The sequence below is a fragment of the Salmonirosea aquatica genome (assembly GCF_009296315.1).
Classification (GTDB): Bacteria; Bacteroidota; Bacteroidia; order Cytophagales; family Spirosomataceae; genus Salmonirosea; species Salmonirosea aquatica.
On sequence record NZ_WHLY01000002.1, the window covers coordinates 390,088 to 410,177 of the forward strand.

14 protein-coding genes and 2 pseudogenes are annotated in these 20,090 nt (G+C 50.5%); 13 read left to right on the plus strand and 3 right to left on the minus strand.

The features are described 5' to 3' along the window. Window positions 1–71: 71 nt before the first annotated feature. The 6 genes and pseudogenes from GBK04_RS02550 (at window position 72) to GBK04_RS02575 (ending at window position 6,913) form a co-directional block, all read left to right on the plus strand. Window positions 72–2,932, plus strand: a pseudogene (locus tag GBK04_RS02550) (PVC-type heme-binding CxxCH protein). Window positions 2,933–3,164: 232 nt separating this feature from the next. Beyond that, the gene (locus tag GBK04_RS02555) at window positions 3,165–3,473 is read left to right on the plus strand and encodes a hypothetical protein (RefSeq protein ID WP_152756577.1); all 309 of its coding nucleotides are present in this window, start codon (window positions 3,165–3,167) and stop codon (window positions 3,471–3,473) included. Between the two features lie 141 nt (window positions 3,474–3,614). Further along, entirely contained in the window at window positions 3,615–4,511 is an 897-nt protein-coding gene (locus tag GBK04_RS02560) for a LysR family transcriptional regulator (protein ID WP_152756579.1), read from the plus strand. Between the two features lie 127 nt (window positions 4,512–4,638). Beyond that, window positions 4,639–5,643 carry an NAD(P)/FAD-dependent oxidoreductase gene (locus tag GBK04_RS02565; protein WP_152756580.1) on the plus strand — a complete coding sequence of 335 codons (1,005 nt, stop codon included), beginning with the start codon at window positions 4,639–4,641 and terminating at the stop codon, window positions 5,641–5,643. A 1-nt stretch (window position 5,644) separates the two neighbouring features. Next, window positions 5,645–5,968, plus strand: coding sequence for a 2Fe-2S iron-sulfur cluster-binding protein (locus GBK04_RS02570; RefSeq protein WP_152756582.1), 324 nt, complete (start codon window positions 5,645–5,647; stop codon window positions 5,966–5,968). A 162-nt stretch (window positions 5,969–6,130) separates the two neighbouring features. Then, window positions 6,131–6,913: a hypothetical protein gene (locus GBK04_RS02575; protein ID WP_152756583.1), complete on the plus strand. Its 783-nt coding sequence runs from the start codon at window positions 6,131–6,133 to the stop codon at window positions 6,911–6,913. Between the two features lie 88 nt (window positions 6,914–7,001). Here the strand turns inward: GBK04_RS02575 and GBK04_RS02580 are convergent, their stop codons facing one another. Continuing rightward, the gene (locus GBK04_RS02580; protein ID WP_373330663.1) at window positions 7,002–8,762 is read right to left on the minus strand and encodes an ABC transporter ATP-binding protein; all 1,761 of its coding nucleotides are present in this window, start codon (window positions 8,760–8,762) and stop codon (window positions 7,002–7,004) included. Window positions 8,763–8,911: 149 nt separating this feature from the next. Here GBK04_RS02580 and GBK04_RS02585 point away from each other — a divergent pair, with 149 nt between their 5' ends. Then, the gene (locus GBK04_RS02585) at window positions 8,912–9,475 is read left to right on the plus strand and encodes a DUF4126 domain-containing protein (RefSeq protein WP_152756585.1); all 564 of its coding nucleotides are present in this window, start codon (window positions 8,912–8,914) and stop codon (window positions 9,473–9,475) included. Here GBK04_RS02585 and GBK04_RS02590 read toward each other — a convergent pair whose 3' ends face one another. Continuing rightward, the gene (locus tag GBK04_RS02590) at window positions 9,476–9,817 is read right to left on the minus strand and encodes a hypothetical protein (protein ID WP_152756586.1); all 342 of its coding nucleotides are present in this window, start codon (window positions 9,815–9,817) and stop codon (window positions 9,476–9,478) included. 52 nt (window positions 9,818–9,869) lie between these two features. On the opposite strand from GBK04_RS02590, the gene GBK04_RS02595 reads away from it, so the two are divergent. From GBK04_RS02595 to GBK04_RS02620, 6 genes and pseudogenes are all read left to right on the plus strand, one after another. Then, window positions 9,870–10,784 carry a helix-turn-helix domain-containing protein gene (locus GBK04_RS02595; RefSeq protein WP_152756587.1) on the plus strand — a complete coding sequence of 305 codons (915 nt, stop codon included), beginning with the start codon at window positions 9,870–9,872 and terminating at the stop codon, window positions 10,782–10,784. A gap of 254 nt (window positions 10,785–11,038) precedes the next feature. Next, window positions 11,039–12,418: a glycoside hydrolase family 88 protein gene (locus tag GBK04_RS02600; RefSeq protein WP_152756589.1), complete on the plus strand. Its 1,380-nt coding sequence runs from the start codon at window positions 11,039–11,041 to the stop codon at window positions 12,416–12,418. A 54-nt stretch (window positions 12,419–12,472) separates the two neighbouring features. Then, window positions 12,473–13,288 (plus strand): sugar phosphate isomerase/epimerase family protein, encoded by an 816-nt coding sequence (locus GBK04_RS02605; RefSeq protein ID WP_152756590.1) that lies wholly within the window; start codon window positions 12,473–12,475, stop codon window positions 13,286–13,288. 137 nt (window positions 13,289–13,425) lie between these two features. Next, window positions 13,426–14,571: a Gfo/Idh/MocA family protein gene (locus tag GBK04_RS02610; protein WP_152756592.1), complete on the plus strand. Its 1,146-nt coding sequence runs from the start codon at window positions 13,426–13,428 to the stop codon at window positions 14,569–14,571. 195 nt (window positions 14,572–14,766) lie between these two features. Next, on the plus strand, window positions 14,767–15,534 hold the full coding sequence (locus GBK04_RS02615) for a 3-ketoacyl-ACP reductase (RefSeq protein ID WP_152756593.1): 768 nt from the start codon (window positions 14,767–14,769) through the stop codon (window positions 15,532–15,534). A gap of 122 nt (window positions 15,535–15,656) precedes the next feature. Further along, window positions 15,657–16,906, plus strand: a pseudogene (locus GBK04_RS02620) (MFS transporter). Between the two features lie 23 nt (window positions 16,907–16,929). Here GBK04_RS02620 and GBK04_RS02625 read toward each other — a convergent pair. Continuing rightward, a complete protein-coding gene (locus GBK04_RS02625) occupies window positions 16,930–19,794 on the minus strand; it encodes an NB-ARC domain-containing protein (RefSeq protein WP_152756595.1) in 2,865 nt (954 codons plus the stop codon). Between the last annotated feature and the right edge of the window lie 296 nt (window positions 19,795–20,090).

The following is a 20,090-nucleotide window of genomic DNA, read 5'->3' on the forward strand; positions in this document are numbered from 1 at the left end:
CCGCTTGAAAAGCAGTAGGGCTACACGCTTCCCTACTTTTTAGAGCGTTATTCATGACAACGCCCTTGCTTATGTATGCCATCCGACTGCTATTTCCTTTCCTGCTTACTGCACTCGTCTTGTCAAAACCCGACAACGCGCCCTTTGCTGCTTTGCCCATTACCGATACTCTGAAAGTCGACCGAGACTATGCCCTTGAAGCTTTTATGGTCGGCTTTTTTGCGCCCGACGGCTCCCGTAACCCTACCCTGCGGGCCAATAAAGGCGATCGCGTGCGGATCACGATTACGAACGGCGAACTGATGACGCACGACATTTCGCTGGAAAAGCTGGGCATCAAAAGCAAAGTGATCCTGGAAAAAGGCTCCAAAGCGAGTGTCATTTTTACGGCCCAGCAGAGTGATACGTATTTCTGCTCTATTCCCGGGCACCGCGCCGCGGGCATGGTGGGTGGTTTCGAGGTGGTGGAAGGGGCGCTTGGCAGTGCCGTCGCCCAGGGACAGACCCCAATGCGGAACGGCCAACCGCTCAACCTTGATTTTGAAACAGGTACCCTAAAGGATTGGATCGCCACGGGCGATGCTTTTTCTCAGCCCGTTTTTTCGAATGACCCATCGCCGGTGCACGATAAGGAAATGAAAATCGGTTTTGAGGGAAAGCACTTCCTCAGCAGCGGGGGTACCTTGAACTATAAACAAACCGGTACCATGACTTCCGTGCCGTTTACCGTAACCCAGCCGTTTGCCGCTTTCAAAGTTTCCGGTGGGGCGCTGGTCGATACGCGGGTGGAACTGGTAGAGGCCGCTACGAAAAATGTTATTTTTCATATCACGGGCAATGGCAAGCCTACCTTACTTCCCGTGGTGGTGGATTTGAAACCCTACCTCAACAAGGAGATTTTCATTCGCATCGTCGACAACGAAACCGGGATTTCCCAGATTCCCTATATCAAAGACGACATTTGGGCGCATATCAATTTCGACGATTTCCGCTTCTACCCTACCCGCCCAAATTTCCCCAATGAACTCAAACCCGGCGACATCATCGTACTGCCCCCGCTTGACCCCGTGCTGAATGCGGGCCTGTCGGGTCCGGAGGCCGCTAAGGCCATGACCCTGCCGCCAGGGTTTAAGATCACCCTGGCCGCTTCGGAACCCGATATCGTGCGCCCGATTGCCTTTACACTCGATGCCCGGGGCCGGTTGTGGGTGGTAGAAGCCCACACCTACCCCGTACCCGCGCCCGAAGGACAGGGGAAAGACCGTATTCTGATTTTTGAAGATACCGACGGCGATGGTACCCTGGACAAACGCAAAATATTCACCGAAGGTCTCAATCTGGTCAGTGGGATCGAGGTAGGCATGGGTGGTGTGTGGCTGGGTGCAGCCCCCAATTTGCTTTTCATTCCGGCTGATTTTAACAATGACAAACCCACCGGACCGCCGCAGGTACTGCTCGACGGCTGGGGTACCCACGATACCCACGAGGTTCTCAACAGCTTCCGCTGGGGACCCGATGGCTGGCTGTATGGTACCCACGGCGTGTTCACACACTCCAACGTAGGCAAGCCAGGGGCACCCGACGACCAGCGTATCAAACTGAACGGCGGTATCTGGCGGTACCACCCGACCAAACACATTTTTGAGCTTTTCTCCGAAGGTACCAGCAATCCCTGGGGCTTGATTTCAACGATTATGGCCATGCGTTCGTCACGGTCTGTGTGATTCCCCACATGTACCACGTCATTCAGGGCGCCCACTTCCAGCGGCAGGCGGGTAAACATTTTAATCCCTACATCTACGACGACATCAAGACGATTGCCGACCATGTGCACTGGGTGGGCGAGCGCGGCCCCCACGCCGGGAATTTCCGGTCGGCGTCGGCGGGTGGCGGACACGCCCACGCCGGGGCGATGATTTACCTCGGTGGCACTGGCTGGCCGAAAGAGTACCGCAACGAGATTTTCATGAACAACATCAACGGCGCGCGCATGGACGTCGACCATTTCGAGCGGGCGGGCTCGGGCTACCAGGCTACCCACCGGCCCGACTTCATCGTGATGAATGATTCGTGGTCCCAATGGCTCAATTTCAAGTACGACCCCAGCGGCTCTGTGTACGCCATCGACTGGTACGACAAGAACCAGTGCCACAGTCCCAATCCCGACGTACACGACAAAACGATGGGGCGGATTTTCAAAATCACCCATGAAAATGACCAATGGGTACAGGTTGACCTGAGCAAAGCTTCGGACATGGAGCTAGTCAACTACCAGCTTCACGTCAACGACTGGTACGTGCGGCAGGCCCGGCAACTTTTGCAGGAGCGTGGTCCCAATAAGAAGGTACACAAAGCATTAAAAGACATTCTGGCCAAGAATCCTGACGTAACCCGGAAGTTGCGTGCCCTGTGGGCACTGCACGTCACGCAGGGATTGACCGACAAAGAGTTGACGGATTTGCTGGGTCATGAAAGCGAGTATGTCCGCAGTTGGGCCGTTCAACTTCTGACGGAAGATCAAAAAGTTTCGCCCGAAATCCTGAAGCGTTTTGCCGCGCTGGCGCAATCCGACAACTCGGCACTGGTGCGGCTGTACCTAAGTTCGGCCATGCTGCGACTGGAACCCACCCAACGCTGGGAGGTGGTGGAGGCTCTCGCCCAAAAAGTACAGGACAAAGACGATCATAACCTACCCCTCATGGTGTGGTACGCCGCCGAGCCGCTGGCCGCCGTCGATACCAAGCGCGCCATTCAACTGGCCGAGAAATCCAAGCTTCCCAAAATCCTGGATTACACCATTCAACGCGTAGCCGCCATTGGGACGGAGGACGCGAAAAAAGCCCTAAAAGAACTGAACGAGCGCTTGGGCAAGGCAGACACCCACGAACACCACGAGCAGCAGATGCTGATTGGGAAGTTGCTGGAAGAGTAATATTCCTACTTAAATGGTTCAAACCCCGGGATTGGTTGCACCAGTGTAATCTACCCCGGGGTTTTATATTTTATTGATTCTTAAACAACTGTTTTCCAAAGCAATGCCTGCTATTTTCAGTTTTTTACACATATATCTTTTTCAAAACATCGACCTAAATGTTTCCTTATTTTGGGAATATTACGACAAAGCCATAGTCAAATTTTTCTTTACAATTTAAACCCTTACAACTATGGCTCTTGAATTTCAAACAGTCCGAATCAATTTCCCTTCGAGAAGGGATGCTGAACAGTCCATCAATCAAACCACCAACTTCTCCCGTAACATCCGGACGGTCGGTGCGGCCATCAATGGCTTCGATGTCAGATTCACCAATGGTGACCATCACCTACTACGGGAAAAGGTCGATATCAGTCCCATCGCTGTGAATGGCCGAACCGCTACCTTTAGTGTAAATATGTTACTGCGGGATTCCAGCGGCAACATTGACGACCCCTATTCGGGCTTCGTGGATGTAATGCTCATTGCGGATACGATTTAGGACGGCTAGGAGTAGGGCGGGGGCACTTGCCCTACTCCTTTGAAACAAGTTTATTTCTCACCCGTGCCTAGAAGTTCCTTTACTACCCATAATCAGGCCTAAAATGAGTATTTTCGGGATTCCAATCCGAACTGCTTCCCGATGCTCGACTTCCGCCTGCTTGTCTTTTACACCGTTGCCAAAAAACTGAGTTTTACCAAAGCTGCCGCCGAACTTTTCATTACACAGCCCGCCGTTTCGCGTCACATCCAGGAATTGGAGCAGCAGGTAGGTATGGCGCTGTTTGAGCGCTCGGGCAAGCAGATCAGCCTCACACCCGCCGGAGAGGTAGCCCTGCGCCACGCCGAAATCATCCAGGCCAACTACCGCCAGCTCGAATACGACCTGAACGCGCTCAAAGGAAAACGCGCAGGCGGCCTCCATATCGGGGCCAGTTCTACCGTAGCCCAGTATGTACTTCCTCCGGTGCTGGCCCACTTTCACGAAAAATACGCCGACGTGGCGATTTCGCTCATCAGTGGCAATACCGAACATATCGAACAGGCCCTGCTCAACAAAGACATCGAGGTAGGTATCGTGGAAGGACGGACGCATCTGCACGAACTACATTACGAGCCTTTCCTGGAAGACGAGATTGTCCTGATTGCCAAGGTCGATCATCCGCTGGCCCAGCGCGACGAGGTTACGCTCGAGGAGTTAAAGACCTACCCCATGGTCCTGCGCGAACGAGGCTCGGGTACCCTGGAAGTGATCGAGTACGCGCTGAAAGAACAGGGAATCAAGCTGGCCGACCTGAACGTAGCGATGTACCTAGGCAGCACCGAAAGCATCAAATCTTACCTTTTTCATTCCAATGGTCTGGCTTTCATTTCGGTGTATGCCGTGGAGAATGAACTTCGCAGCGGTACGATCCGGATCATCGACGTCAAAGACCTGACCATTTCCCGCTTTCTCTATACCATTCAACGACAGGGCGACACCGAACCCCTGGCCGACTCGTTTCTGCGCTTCGCCCGTCGATACTATAACCAAAGCTAATGATCCATAACCAATGGTTATTGGTCTGAGACTTTTTCTCTATCTACCTTTGAGACTCAAATAGCTAATAGTCACCAAATAACAGCTATTAGCATAAAAATGACTCAATTCAACATAAATAAAAGTTATGATCACCACTGATCTTTGCATCATCGGCGCCGGGCCGGTCGGTCTGTTCGCCGTATTTGAAGCCGGACTACTCAAGATGCGCTGCCACCTCATCGATGCTCTGCCGCAGGTAGGCGGACAGCTTTCGGAAATATATCCCCAAAAACCCATTTACGACATTCCAGGGTACCCCGAAGTAAAAGCCCAGGAACTCGTGGATAATCTGATGAAACAGATTGAAGCCTTCAAGCCTACCTTCAGCCTGGGCGAGCGGGTGGAGCTGCTGGACAAACAGCCGGATGGCTCGTTCATCGTTGGTACCAACGAGGGTACCCTGGTACACTGCCAGGTGGTGGTGATTGCGGGAGGACTCGGCTGCTTCGAACCCCGCAAACCCGAGATCGCCAACCTGGAACAATTTGAAGGAAAAGGCGTGGGGTACATGGTAAAAAATCCCGAACTGCTGCGCGACCGGCGGGTGGTACTGGCGGGCGGCGGTGACTCCGCCCTGGATTGGACCCTCTATCTGGCCAATATAGCCAAAGAGGTGACCCTGGTACACCGCAGCGATTCGTTCCGGGGTGCACCCGACTCGGCCGAGAAAGTGTTCGATCTGGCCAGTCAGGGAAAAATAAACCTGATTCTGAATTCCAACATTAGTACCATCAGTGGCAACGGGGTACTCAAAGAAGTAACGGTAGTCAATAAAGATAAGAGTCAGCATACCTTCGCGGCCGACAACCTCATTGCTCTCTTCGGACTTACTCCCAAGCTAGGCCCCATCGCCGACTGGAAACTGGCGATAGAAAAATCGGCCATTCGGGTCGATACCGTGGATTATAGCACCAACGTGGAGCGCATCTACGCCATCGGCGACATTAACACCTACCCCGGCAAGCTCAAACTCATTCTGTGCGGCTTCCACGAAGCGGCCCTCATGTGTCAGAGTGCTTTCAAGTACGTGTTTCCCAGCCAGAAACTGAGTTTCAAATACACAACCGTCAACGGGGTACCTACCTTTTAGCATGATCAATTTCGTAGTAGAAGACCGCGACGGCTCCCAAAAAACCGTGGAGGTACCCGAGGGCATCGGACTCAATCTGATGGAGGTATTGAAAGCATCTGAATACGATATCCTCGCCACCTGTGGCGGCATGGCCTTGTGCGCCACGTGCCATGTACGGGTGCTGGAAGGCCATGACCAGCTGCCTCCCGTGAGCGATGCCGAACTCGACATACTGGACACCCTACCCACCGCCCACGACGACAGTCGGCTGGCCTGCCAGTTGCGGGTGGATGAATGTCTGGAGGGTACCTTGTTCAGAATTGCCAGCGAGGCGAATAGCTGAGCGATAGAGGCCGGTAGTATGTTTTGTCGGTTGATTTGATGGATTCAGGGAATACCAAAGGTTCACCATTATGTCCTGCGGACCAACGGGTAGAAAAAAACTTCCTCTTCTTCCAACCTTTTGCCACACTACGGCGTCCAGTACTCAAATCATTTATCAGCCATGAAAAATACATCTTCCAATTCTCTTCCCGCAGGGGGTACATTGCTCCTGCTTGCTTTTTTGACTACCGCCTTTGCGGCCTGCCGTACCGCCGAAATTCCGGTCACGGATACACTTACAAACGAAGCGACTTCCTACCCAGTCAAAGGAAGGCAGGGTTTTCAGATCGGCCAGGTACTTTCATTTGGGGAGTATCGCACCAGTAAGGTACAGCGCGGCTGGACCAAAAGCTACGCAATTCCTTTTGTAGTAAAATTCAGCGGTGCCCGCGAGAAGCTTGCTTTTCAACAGTATGGGCCAGGTGGTCGGGTAGCCGACGTAGCCCTTGTCAGCCGGTTTCGCGAAACGGAATTTGCTCCGCTCAAAGAATATTTCTCCCTATCGGTAAAAAACAAAAACTACTTCGCCGGGGGAATCGAACTCAGTGGCTCGAAGGAAAGCTGGGAATTTATCGTGCACAATGTCGATGGCGGCGGAAATTCCTTTAAGAATAATACGGTAGGGTACGTACGCAGTAAAGTGGATCAGCTACAAATTGATATTGTCGGAATCCGCGAATTGGAAGGTGCTTCGCCCTTGCTAACGATGATGGACGTCTACGGTTATGAATTCCGAATGGATGGAAAAACCATCGGGGCAGTATCGACCGTTAATAACGGGAAAGTCTGGCTGAAAAATACCCTACATCCCGAATTAAAGCTGGTACTGGCAAGTGTTTCATCAGGACTGATGCTTCGGAATTCGGTGCGAGAGGAAGCCGAGCAACTTAGTATGAACCGCTAGAAACGATGGTTCGGGTTTCAGGATTCAATATTTTGAGTACATACCACAGGTACCCCTAAGTACTCAAAATATTGAGTTCGGCACTATCTCAAACCATCTCCTTATACTGCATCCGGTAGAGGTTGGCGTAGAAACCGTTCCGTTCCAGCAGTTCCTCGTGGGTACCCTGCTCCTTGATTTCACCCTTGTCGAGCACGATGATCTTGTCGGCTTTCTGAATGGTCGACAGGCGGTGCGCAATGACGATGGCCGTGCGGCCCTGCATGAGGGTTTCGATGGCGTGTTGAATAAGTTCTTCGGTTTCGCTGTCCACCGATGAGGTAGCTTCATCCAAGACCGTGATTTTCGGGTCGTGCACCATGGCCCGCACAAACGAAATCAACTGCCGCTGTCCTACCGACAGGGTGCTTCCCCGCTCCATCACATTGTACTGATAGCCACCAGGCAAGCGCTCGATGAATTCATGTACCCCCACCAGCTTGGCAGCCTCCACGATCTGATCGTGTGTAATGGCAGGATTTCCCAAAGTGATGTTATTTTCAATGGTATCCGAAAACAGAAACACATCCTGCAACACGACCCCGATGTGGCGGCGCAGGGCGGTCAGTTCGTACTCATGGATATCCACATTATCGATGAGGATTTCTCCTTTGTTGATGTCATAAAAACGGCTCAACAGATTGATCACCGACGATTTTCCCGCTCCAGTGGCACCCACGAAAGCAATGGTCTCGCCCTCGTTCATGTGGAAATTAATGTCTTTCAGTACATATTCATCCTCATTGTAGGCAAACCACACGTTCTTGAACTCCACCTTGCCCCGTACGGTTTGGGGTTCATAGGTACCGTTGTTTTCGGTATAGTCGTTGCTATCAAGCAATTTCAGAATTCGGTCGGTACTCACGATACCCATCTGAAGCGTATTGAAGCGATCAGCCAACTGGCGGATGGGACGGAAAAACAACCCAATGAACATCACGAAGGCAGTCACGGTACCAAAGGTCACGTCCTGCGCCAGAATTTGCTTGGAACCATACCATACCACCAGTCCCGTACCCGCCGCCGCAATGACATCGGCTACGGGGAAGTAGATGGAATAGTAGAGGATCGAACGGATATTGGAGTCGCGGTGCTCCTTATTGATTTTTTCAAATTTCTCATACTCAGTTTCCTCGCTCCCAAAAATCTGCACGATATTCATACCCGTAATGTGCTCCTGCACAAAGGAGTTAAGATTCGATACGGCAGCCCGTACTTCGTTGAAGGCATCCTTGATTTTTTCCTTGAACACGTAGGTACTGAACAACATCAGCGGAATCATGGACAGGCTGATGAGCGAGAGTTTCCAGTCGGTGTAGAACATGACCGCAATGATAAGTACTAATTGCAGGATATCACCCGCGATGGCGGCCATACCGTCGCTGAATACATTGGAAAGCGTCTCTACATCGGAAATGGTACGGGTCACAAGGCGGCCAATGGGGGTCTGGTCGAAAAACCGCAGCCGCAGATTAATGATCTTTTCGTAAAGCGTTATACGGATATCGCGAATGATGTACTGCCCGAGCCACCCCGACAGGTAGGTATTGACAAACGAAACCAAACCCTGCACAATAAGTACCCCGATCATGATCGCCATCATCAGGGCCAGTTCGTTGTAGTCGCCAATCGCAATAGGTCCATCGATGGTATATTTGATCATCAACGGCAGCACGGGTGCCAGCACCGAGCTCACCAGAATAATGGCTATCAGGCCGAAGAATTGTTTTTTGTAGGGTCCTACGAAGGTATAAAGGCGTCGGAGCGTAGGAAGATCAAATATCTGGCCGCTTTTGGTTTCCTGATTCACGGGGTTCTGAGAGTATCGGTTTGGGTAGCTAACATTAGAAAGCGGTAGAAAGTTGGCTTTTGCAGGTATATATTCGCCGCAAAGACCCCAGGACGCCACATGACAAATTCTTAGCGCCCTTACGCCTTAGGTGTTCAAATTTATAAAAAATGGAATTATTCCTCAGCATTGCTCTGGGCATCGGCCTCAGTGCCAGCACCGGATTTCGTATATTTATCCCGGCGTTACTGGCCAACATCGCCTGCCTGTATGGTTGGATCACGCCCTCCGAAAACTTCGCCTGGTTGGCTACCTGGCCAGCTTTTTTTGCGCTGCTAAGCGCTACGGTGGTTGAAATTGGCGCGTACTACATCCCGTTTGTGGACAATTTGCTCGATACCATTGCCGCCCCCCTTTCGGTGGTGGCAGGTACCTTGCTCACCACCTCGTTTGTGGAAATTGACGATCCCGTGCTCAGATGGGGACTGGGCCTTATCGTGGGCGGAGGTACCGCCGGACTGGTGCAGGCAGGTACCAGTCTGCTGCGGCTGGGTTCTTCGAAATTCACCGCGGGGCTAGGCAATCCGGTCGTGTCAACGGCCGAGAATGTGGCTTCCTTTGGATTTTCGGCGCTGGCTATTTTCTTACCGATTGTGGCTTTGGTGGCCGTTTTGGGGTTATTGTGGTGGCTGTTTGGACGGATCAGGCGATTTCGCAGGAGAAAGGCGGTTTAACTAGCTCTTATCCGCAATGCCACACCTGCCTCCGCTCCGGTATATAATTAAAAAACCAAAATTATCGGATTCGCAAACAGTATGGGGTCGACCTGTTGCATTAAAAATTGTAAATATCAAGTGCACGATTTTTCCATTGGGATCTCGCTTTATAACCTTGATTTCTATTTTGTCTTTAAACCATTTTGCGGCTTCTTGTTCAGCTTCCTTAATTTGTTTGTCCGTAAAATCGGGCGTGACTTTAATTTCATCGGCAATGAAGCTAAAACTGAATACCGAAAATGCGATCACCAGGAAGATGCTCTTAAGTTTCATTGCCTGTGGATTTAAGTTAGTTTTCATAAAACAAGGTAATACTAACCTTGCTATTTGAAAAGATCATTTTCAAAAAACGATGACCGAGCGTATCCCCATTCACCAACTTCCTTCCGATGAAGCTTCCGTCCCGGCGCTGAAGATTTTTCGCTTCAAAAATAGTCCCCCGGAAGAAGCAGAGAGCGCTTCTTCCCTACCCATCACGCCTCTGCCCACCAATGCGCCGCACCGGCATACCTACTACGAAATTCTGTTCATTGAAGAAGGGCAGGGATTTCATGAAATCGATTTCCGCACCTACCCCATCCAGGGTGCTGGGATGCATTTTCTGATGCCCGGACAGGTACACCTCCTCCACTTTACGAGTTCCTGCGCGGGCTACATCGTAGCTTTTTCCGAAGACTTTTACGCGTTTTATAACCCTGAAAGTCAGAGCCTGGCGAATTATGCCTTTTTCCGATCTACCCAACGGCATCCGGTGCTGGCCCTGGAACCCCATGAACGTACCTATTTTCATAACCTGTTAGAAAATATGGTGACCGATCATCTTACTTCCGATGCCGGCAATGCTATGACCGGAAAGTACCTCGGGCTATTGTTGCAAAAGTGCAGCCTCCTCGCCCGTAAATACGAGGCGGAACAGCCCACCACTTTTGCTACGCCCGATCTGGTCCGGCGTTTTCAGGAACTGGTGGATAAGTATTTTCGCGAACAGCACGCCGTACAGCACTACGCGGAGGTACTTCAGGTTTCGCCAGACTACCTGAGCAAATCCATCAAGAAGCACTTGGGCGTGGCGGCAAGCGACCATATCCAGACCAAGCTCCTGCTGGAAGCGAAGCGCCTGCTGGTCTTTACCTCTATGAGCAGTAAGGAAATTACCTACGCGCTGCATATCGAAGACCCCTCCTACTTCGGTCGGCTTTTCAAGCGCAAAACCGGACTTACCCCTAACGAATACCGGGCCTCGGTACGGAAAAGTGCCATACTTTGACACGTTTGTACCTTGATGGCGTTTTTTTGCAGTTCTATCTTTGTTCCGTCCTAAACTGTTAGCCTGAAAACTACCAGTTACCAAGCTGACGGCTATTGGCTGTTCGCTATTAGCCTTTTTCAGCTTCAAAGAAAGGTTCGTTTTAAAGGTTATGCCAGGTTCAGTCAAAACTTATCCATAAAAACTATTTTGCCAACAGCTATCAGCTAATGGCCATTCTCTTCAAAACTTCTACCCAGGAATCAATCGCACTTATGAAAATTAAAAATAACCTGACCGCTGCGGACTTGCAACCCAAACTTGACCGTCTGTGGCAGTTATCAGGAGAGAAAATCAACCTGCTCAACGCGCAGTACGACCCTGCCAAGGGCTCACCCGTATTTACCGTCAGGGGTGAGTACACGACACGTGGCTGGACTGAATGGACCGAAGGTTTTCGCTATGGAGCCGAGGTACTTCAGTATGACGCCACGGGCGACGAGCAGTTTCTAACGGCCGCCAAAGCCCATACGGTACAGCAAATGGCCTCGCACGTGGGACACTTCGGAGTACACGACCACGGTTTCAACAACGTAAGTACCTATGGCAATTTGGTACGCCTGATGAACGAAGGCCGGATCGCGGAACAGGAATGGGAACGTAATTTCTACGAGATAGCGCTGAAAATTTCCGGGGCGGTACAGGCCAAACGTTGGACGCCCATTAAAGACGGGGGGTACATCTATTCATTCAATGGCCCGCATTCGTTATTTGTAGATACCATCCGCTCGGTACGCGCTTTGATGGTTTCGCATTTGTTGGGCCATAGTTTGATGGGCGAGAACGACCTGAAAACCAGCCTTCTGGAACGCGGCGTGATGCATGCCTTAGCTACGGCCAAATACGCGCTGTATTACGGCGAAGGTCGTGACACGTACGACGTATGGGGTCGCGCCGCACATGAGTCTGTTTTCAACGTCAACGACGGCAACTACCGCTGTCCGAATACTCAGCAGGGCTTTTCGGGCTTCACCACCTGGACGCGCGGCCTGGCCTGGGCGATGGTAGGTTTTCCTGAACAACTCGAAACCCTGGCCTACTTTACCGATGAAGAATTAGCTCCGTTTGGTGGACGCGAGGCCGTAGAAGCGATCTACCTCAAAGCTGCCCGCGCTACCTGCGATTTCTTCATTGACAACACCGCTGCCGATGGTATTCCTTACTGGGATACGGGCGCACCACAGCTCTATAAACTGGGTGCTTATACCGAAGAGAAATCGAACCCATATAATCCCTACGAACCCATTGATAGTTCAGCGGCCGCTATCGGCGCGCAGGGTTTATTGCGATTGGGCAAATACCTCAGCGATAAAGGTCGAACCGACGAAGGTAACCGCTATTGGCAGGCCGGACTTACGTCGCTGGACACGCTGTTCGACGAACCCTACCTATCCACTGATCCGCAACATCAGGGCCTGATCCTGCACTCGGTATACCATCAGCCCAATGGCTGGGACTACATTCCTGAAGGACAGCAGGTACCCTGCGGCGAGTCGAGCATGTGGGGCGATTACCACGCCCGGGAGGTAGCCCTATATATCCAGCGGATTATCAAAGACCAACCGTATTATTCGTATTTGGGGGCAGTAAAGTAGGTAGGTTAGCTCTCAACCTAAAACCTTTCTGCCTCATACTTTAACAACCTAGAAATGAACCTCGACCGCTGCTGCATCCATACCATTACCACCAAACCCTGGACTCTGGCCGAGTCAGTAGAACACTACGCCGCGGCGGGAGTAAAAGGCATTAGTGTGTGGCAAAATGCCGTGGAAGGCATGACTCACGCCCAGGCGGGTGACCTCATTCGCCGGAACGGGCTGGATGTGGTATCTTACGTACGGGGCGGATTTTATCCCCACACAAGTGCTGCTGAACGCGCCAAAGCCATCGACCATAACAAAAAACTAATCGAGGAAGCCGCCGCGCTGGGTGCACCGCTCATCGTGTTGGTGTGTGGCGCCTCGCCCGACCAACCGCTGGAAGTGTCGCGTCAACAAATCCGGGAAGGCATCGAAGCTACCCTACCCCTGGCCGAGCAAATGGGCGTCAAACTGGCCATCGAACCCCTGCACCCAATGTACGCTGCCGACCGCTCGGCTATCAACTCCCTTGCTCAGGCCAATGAAATGGCCGAGGCCATCGGTTCTGCGCAGGTAGGTATTGCCGTAGATGTGTACCACGTCTGGTGGGAACCCAATCTGGAAGCCGAAATCAAGCGCTGCGGAACCCATGGCAATCTGCTGGCCTACCACGTCTGCGACTGGAAAGTCAATACCGTGGATATGCTCAACGATCGGGGCCTCATGGGCGAAGGCTGCATCGATGTAAAGAAAATCAGTAGCTGGGTGGATCAAACCGGCTTTGATGGCTATGTGGAAGTCGAGATTTTCTCCAATATCCACTGGGCTACCGACCAGCACGAGTTTCTGGGCAAGATCGTTCAGGCGTTTGAAGAAAGAGTCTAGGGAGCTTATTGCTAATGGCCGATGGCTACTGTCTTTTAAGTTTTTGCTCCAAATATTTTGACATATCATAATTTGAAAACCATAAACAAGCTATCAGCCAATAGCTAGCAGTTTACTACAAACCTCCAAAACAATCCATGACAACACATACCATCGGAATTATCATGAACGGCGTTACGGGCCGTATGGGTACCAACCAGCACTTGTTGCGGTCCATTGCCGCCATTCGCCAGCAGGGCGGGGTGAAACTGTCGGCCGACGAGGTCATCATGCCCGACCCCATTCTGGTCGGTCGCAACGAGGCCAAACTGAAAGATTTGTGCGAGCGCTCAGGCGTGGACAAGTACACCACCGATCTGGATTCGGTCATGAGTGATCCGCAGTATCAGGTTTATTTCGACGCTCAGGTGACGGGTCGCCGGGCGACGGCCGTCAAGAAGGCCATCGAAGCCGGCAAGCACATTTACTGCGAGAAGCCGACGGGCACCTCCGTCGCCGAAGCGATGGAACTCTATGAATTGGCCGAAAAAGCCGGTATCAAGCATGGCGTGGTGCAGGACAAACTATGGCTGCCCGGCATGCTGAAGCTGAAACGCCTGATGGAAAATGATTTCTTCGGCGAAATTCTGTCGGTGCGCGGTGAATTTGGCTACTGGGTTTTTGAAGGTCATAGCGTACCGGCCCAGCGTCCATCCTGGAACTACCGCAAGGAAGACGACGGAGGCATCATCGTGGACATGCTCTGTCACTGGCGCTACGTGCTGGACAATCTGTTTGGCAACGTAAAATCCGTTTCGTGCCTGGGTGCTACCCACATTGCCGAGCGCATCGACGAGCAGGGCAATCCCTATAAATGTACCGCCGACGACGCCTGCTACGCCACTTTTGAACTGGAAGGCGGCGTGATCGCACAATTCAATTCTTCCTGGACTACCCGCGTCCGACGCGACGATTTGCTTACCTTGCACGTGGATGGTACCAAAGGCTCGGCCGTAGCCGGTCTGCGCGAGTGCGTGACGCAGCACTATGGCAACACGCCTAAGCCCGTCTGGAACCCCGACATCAAACAACCGATTGATTTCTTCGATGGATGGTCCAAGGTACCTGAGCAGGAAGTATTCGACAATGCTTTCAAAGCGCAATGGGAGCTTTTCCTGAAACATATCGTGAAGGACACGCCATTCCCCTGGGGATTGAAGGAAGGTGCCAAAGGCGTTCAACTCGCCGAACTGGGCATCGAAAGCTGGGAAAAGCGGTGCTGGGTGGATGTGGAGGCATTGTAGTATTGAAGTACAGGAGTACAAAAGTTCAGAAGTACAAAAGTATTTTTAGCTGACTAGTGAAAAAGTACGGGAGTACCCGGTACAGAAGTATTTCCAGATGATTCCGAACTTTGGCACTGAGGTACTTTTTACTTCTGTACTAAGCCTCTTCTGTACTCCTGTACTTTTCCGCTTTCGTACTAAAAAACTAAAAACATGAAAACAGCACTCATTACTGGAGGAAGCCGGGGCATCGGTCTGGGTATTGCACAATGCCTGGCCCGCGAGGGATATAATCTGGCCATCAATGGGGTACGTCCCGAAGAGGCCGTGCAGGAAACGCTGAACGACCTGCGGGAACTCGGTACCGAAGTGATCTATTGCCAGGGTAGCATTGCCTCCGCCGACGACCGGGCCCGCATTGTGCATGAAGTCTATAAAAAATGGGGTACCCTCCATGTGCTGGTCAACAACGCGGGCATCGCGCCTAAACAGCGCCTCGACCTACTGGATACCACGCCTGAAAGTTTCCGCGACTTGCTGGACACCAACCTGGAAGGCCCCTTTTTCCTGACCCAGGCTATTGCTAACCGCATGGCAAGCGCCAAAGAAGCCGACGCTGGCTTTCAGGGTACCATCGTCTTTGTCACGTCCATATCCGCGACGGTCGCCAGTATCAATCGGGGTGAGTATTGTATTTCCAAAGCTGGGCTGGCCATGACTGCTGCGCTGTTTGCCGTTAAAATGGCTGAGTACGGCATTCCGGTGTATGAAGTACGTCCTGGTGTGATCGCCACCGATATGACGTCTAAAGTCCAGTCGAAATACGATCAGCTGTTCGATGGCGGTATGGCGCTGCAACCCCGCTGGGGTACCCCCGACGACGTGGGCAAAGCCGTAGCTTCGCTCGTGCGCGGCGATTTCCCCTACTCCACCGGACAGGTAATTCACGTGGACGGCGGTATGTTGATTGACAGACTTTAATTAATTGAAAGTTGAAGATGGAAAACGGAAAGTTCTTTCAGATTCATTTTTAATTGGCATATAACCCTGTTTCCATTTTTAACCGCCGGACGGTCCCGTTTCCATTTTCAACTTTCAACTGAATGAACGCTCAAGCGAAAAACCCTTCCGTCCTTTCCCAACTCCTTAAAATTCCCGTTCTCGTGGCGGCGCTGGGGTACCTGGTCGATATGTACGACCTGTTCCTGTTCAGCGTCGTACGGGTACCTAGCCTGAAAGAACTGGGCGTGACAGGCGACCAACTCCTGCCCGAAGGCATCACGCTTTTGAATATGCAGATGGCCGGGATGCTCATCGGGGGGTACTTTGGGGCGTTTTGGGCGATAAGCGCGGGCGTTTATCCGTATTGTTCGGTTCCATCATCATGTACTCGCTGGCCAATATTGCCAACGGCTTCGTCAACAGTCTGGAAATGTACGCCGTGCTTCGGTTTATTGCGGGGGTAGGTCTGGCGGGCGAACTGGGCGCTGGCATTACACTCGTGACGGAGGTACTACCCAAAGAAATACGCGGCTACGGCACCACGCTGGTGGCTACCCTGGGCGTACTGGGAGCTATTCTAGCCTACTTCGTAGCGGACTTGTTCCAGTGGCGGGTTTCTTACTTCGTGGGCGGCGGACTGGGCCTGGCATTGCTCATCCTCCGGTTCAACGTCTTCGAATCAGGTATGTTCCAGCATCTGAAAGAAAAAGCCGTCAGCCGGGGCGATATTCTCAGCATTTTCACCAACGGTGCCCGGCTTCGTAAGTACCTCATGGCCATTTTGGTCGGTCTGCCGATCTGGTTTGTAGTCGGTATCCTCATTACCTTCTCTCCCGAATTTGCCGCTGCCAAAGGCATCGAAGGTATCAATGCCGGCAAGGCCGTGATGCTGGCCTTCACGGGTCAAGTATTTGGGGATATTTTCAGTGGCTTATTCAGTCAGTACCTCAAAAGCCGCAAGCAGGTCATTGGGTTGTTTATCATCATGTCCGTCGTGATGATGGCCTTTTATCTGCTCCTGCCCGTTTCGGAGGCGTTTTCTTTCTACATGCTCTGTGCATTCCTGGGCTTCTGCAATGGTTATTGGACTTTGTTCATCACCATTGCGGCAGAGCTTTTTGGTACCAACATCCGCGCTACCGTCGCCACCACGATCCCCAACTTCGTGCGCGGGGCCACCATTCCTTTGGCTTCACTGTTTGTTTATCTCAAACCTACCTTCGGCGTGATCAACGCAGGACTGATTCTGGGGGTAGCTACGGCCGCCATCGCCCTGCTTTCGCTGGCATTTCTGGAAGAGACTTTTACCAAGGATTTGGATTATCTGGAAGGGGAAGCGCCGGGGATTTGAGGATAGCAGTACTTACTATTCGTTTACTTACCCAATTTTCTTTTTACCCAATTAAAATTTTGGCGGGCATCAGCGTGGTTGGGCACTTTTTGAAGAAGATTTTTATACACGTCATAGGCTATTAGAAAATGTTCCTTACCGCTATTTCCCATTTCTTCCATCACATCACCCAGAAAAATTAAGCTTGTACCATAACTGTATTGGTAATCAACCTGCTCGGGGTAGCTCTCATGAAGAGAACTCATCAGTTCAAGGTATTTTTGATAACAGCCCAGGGCCTCACTCATCCGACCTTCCGATCGATGCACATCCCCTAATCGTTCGTAGGCAATCCCCAATCCATTTTTGTAAAAAACCTGCTCGGGGTAGCGCTCATGCAGGGATTTTGAGATTTCAAGGTCTTTTTGATAACAGCCCAGGGTCTCACTCATCCGACCTTCCGATTTGTACACATCCCCTAATCGCTGATAGGCAATCCCCAATCCATTTTTGTAAGAAACCTGCTCGGGGTAGCGCTCATGCAGGGATTTTGAGATTTCAAGGTCTTTTTGATAACAGCCCAGGGTCTCACTCGTCCGACCTTCCGATTTATACACATCGCCCATAATGCTTTGTGTTGCAGCATTGAGAAAAAGCCAATCATTTGAGTTCTTGTCAGCCAAAATAGTCTCAATTCTGGCAAACCATGTTTTCGCTTTTTCGTTATTTAAATAATTACTGTAATGCCGCATTACTCTTTTGGCTAACAGGATTGTCGCATATTCTTCAGAAAGGCAGGCGTTCAAAACACTTTCGGCATACAGGGCATACAGGCTGGTTTCTTTATAGTCTGGATTTTCGCCATGTACTTTCTCAGACCAGCCTTCATAGGCCAATTCATTACTTAGGCTGTTTATCAGTAATAAGGAATCAGCAGGTAATCGGTCAGCATTCTTATTTCTGATTATTTCCTGAACTACGGGGCTTATTTTTATTTCTTTCTCCTTCCGGTTAAAATCCAGCCAGCCTTTAAGTGCCAGTTTTTTAAGGGCGTTGTCCCACCAGGCTGTTTCCGGTAAAAGGATATCTAACGTTTTTATTTGGATACCTTCCGGTGGCAAAACCGCCATCACAGAGCCTAGTTTTCTTTCGTCATCGCTCAGTTCTTCCAAATCATACAGGGCCGCAATGACATCCTCAGGCCTGGCCTTTTGATATTTCTGATAATTCAGTTGCACTTCACTGCTGTGCTGCAACCGGAAAATACCCTTCGTTTGCAGGTCAGCGATCAAATCAGCCAACCGGTATTTTTCGCGTAGGTCATTTGCCTCTTTGAGTTGCTTGGCCATCAGCTCCAGCACCAGGGTATTCCCGTTTACGGCCGTATAAAGTGCATCAAAACGGGCTTGTTCTTCATGGGCTACGGCAGGGTAGTATCTTTGAAACAGTTCCAGGGCTGTTTCTTTGGGCAAACTCCTGATTTCCTTGGTACGGGCTTGCCCGAATTCGGTAATTCGCGTAGTCAAAAGAATATGAAAATTTGAACATCGGTTTAGCAGCTTGTAGTAGGTATTCAGGTCTTCGTAGTCATTCGCATTATCTATGACAAGCAGGCAGGGCTTTTTCAGGTTCGACAGTCTGGTCAGGAGAATATCAAGGCGCTCATTTCGCGATTGAAGCGGGTCAAACTGAATATGCAGATTCGGAGCCAATGCCAGAATCGCATCGCCAATGGACGTCTCTCTGAGTACCCAGGCCATGTGGCTGTATTGCTCCTGATACTCGTGATAGTAACGGGAAGCAAGGGATGTTTTTCCTACTCCTCCCTTGCCATTTACCAAGAGCAACAAATGGTTTTCATCAAACAAAATCCGTCGAATATCTTCTATATCATCCTGCCGACCCAAAAAGACAGTGGGACGAAAGGGTTCCTTGATAAGATGTTTTTCAATAACCGGATTCCTTTCACCAACCGGATTAATTGAATTTAGTTTTTCTATGATTTCATTCCCTTTACTATTTACGGAATCAATGATTCGTTTTTCAGATCGTATAATTTCGGCGATTACTTTACCAAAAGTGCGGTTAATTTCCTTTCTTAATTGTCGTATGTCGTTTTCAAGGAGGTTATTCAGTACTGCCTGGCTTTGCGTTTGCAAATTATTTTCCAGGGCAAGCAGGGTTATTTTTATTTCGTCCAGTTTCAGGTGTGTGTCACTATTTTGCTGGACCACCGTTTCAAGCACAAACATCTGAAAAGCTTTATAGGCTTTCAGGTTCCGCTCGTCTTTCAGGGCTTCCTTGAAGGATAAATCGTAAATCCAGGGAAGATTTTCTTCAAAATAGTTCTTCAACTCCTGCCATCTTTCTTCGTTTTCAATTTCAGGGAATTTAAAAAGCTCATTTGTAAGCTTAGGCAGGCCAGTCCATGAGCCATCCCTTAACCAAATAGAAAGATCAAAATCAATCTTTTCATCATCGCTGAGCGACTCCCCAAATTCCTTTTGGTATTCCTCTTCCCGCAATAGATTTTTTCTAAGCAGCTTAAAAGCCCGTTTGACTTCTTCAAAGGGCCTGTCCTTTGCTTTTTGCCATAACGTGAAGTCCGTTTCAGCTTCCAGCTTTTCCAGGTAGGCAGTTTCTATATGATGCAAGGCCTGTAGCAGCGCATCCTTCATCAACTGGTCCAGATCGTGGTTTAAATCTCCGGGGTGGGGCCTTACCAGGAAATCTTTAAAACGACGATAATCCATTCCTGACAGAAACTGATGGGCAAAGTTAGGCGCAAGCGCGTCAACCACTTTGAATGCAATACTCGGGTCTGGCAAAACCGTACCACAGGCAGTCATAGCGATACCCGAAAGTACAATTCCGGCGATGTTGGGAAGTTCAGCTTTTAATGGATTCATGGGAAATCCGTAAGATAAAGTGGAAGGTTCGAGAGGGCGTAATATTTACTGGTGGATAAAAATTCTTATATCTTATGCTCGCTCAAAAATTTATTAACATAAATCGAGGCAACCATCTCAGTAATCTAGTGTGCTGATGCAGAATTACTCAATGCATTATTCCATGGTTATCCATATAGAATACAGACCCAACAATAAAGAGTATAAGTATGGGCAAAGATATATATCGAAGCAAGAAAAATCCGCTAAAACTATCAAGCGGTAGGCCGTGGAATTGGAGATAGAGTGGCGTCGGG

Bases quoted from the DNA above. Each gene is read 5' to 3' on its own strand.
- GBK04_RS02555 (WP_152756577.1), top strand. From the start codon at position 3,165: ATGGCTCTTGAATTTCAAACAGTCCGAATCAATTTCCCTTCGAGAAGG.
- GBK04_RS02560 (WP_152756579.1), top strand. From the start codon at position 3,615: ATGCTCGACTTCCGCCTGCTTGTCTTTTACACCGTTGCCAAAAAACTG.
- GBK04_RS02565 (WP_152756580.1), top strand. From the start codon at position 4,639: ATGATCACCACTGATCTTTGCATCATCGGCGCCGGGCCGGTCGGTCTG.
- GBK04_RS02570 (WP_152756582.1), top strand. From the start codon at position 5,645: ATGATCAATTTCGTAGTAGAAGACCGCGACGGCTCCCAAAAAACCGTG.
- GBK04_RS02575 (WP_152756583.1), top strand. From the start codon at position 6,131: ATGAAAAATACATCTTCCAATTCTCTTCCCGCAGGGGGTACATTGCTC.
- GBK04_RS02585 (WP_152756585.1), top strand. From the start codon at position 8,912: ATGGAATTATTCCTCAGCATTGCTCTGGGCATCGGCCTCAGTGCCAGC.
- GBK04_RS02590 (WP_152756586.1), bottom strand. From the start codon at position 9,817: ATGAAAACTAACTTAAATCCACAGGCAATGAAACTTAAGAGCATCTTC.
- GBK04_RS02595 (WP_152756587.1), top strand. From the start codon at position 9,870: ATGACCGAGCGTATCCCCATTCACCAACTTCCTTCCGATGAAGCTTCC.
- GBK04_RS02600 (WP_152756589.1), top strand. From the start codon at position 11,039: ATGAAAATTAAAAATAACCTGACCGCTGCGGACTTGCAACCCAAACTT.
- GBK04_RS02605 (WP_152756590.1), top strand. From the start codon at position 12,473: ATGAACCTCGACCGCTGCTGCATCCATACCATTACCACCAAACCCTGG.
- GBK04_RS02610 (WP_152756592.1), top strand. From the start codon at position 13,426: ATGACAACACATACCATCGGAATTATCATGAACGGCGTTACGGGCCGT.
- GBK04_RS02615 (WP_152756593.1), top strand. From the start codon at position 14,767: ATGAAAACAGCACTCATTACTGGAGGAAGCCGGGGCATCGGTCTGGGT.
- GBK04_RS02625 (WP_152756595.1), bottom strand. From the start codon at position 19,794: ATGAATCCATTAAAAGCTGAACTTCCCAACATCGCCGGAATTGTACTT.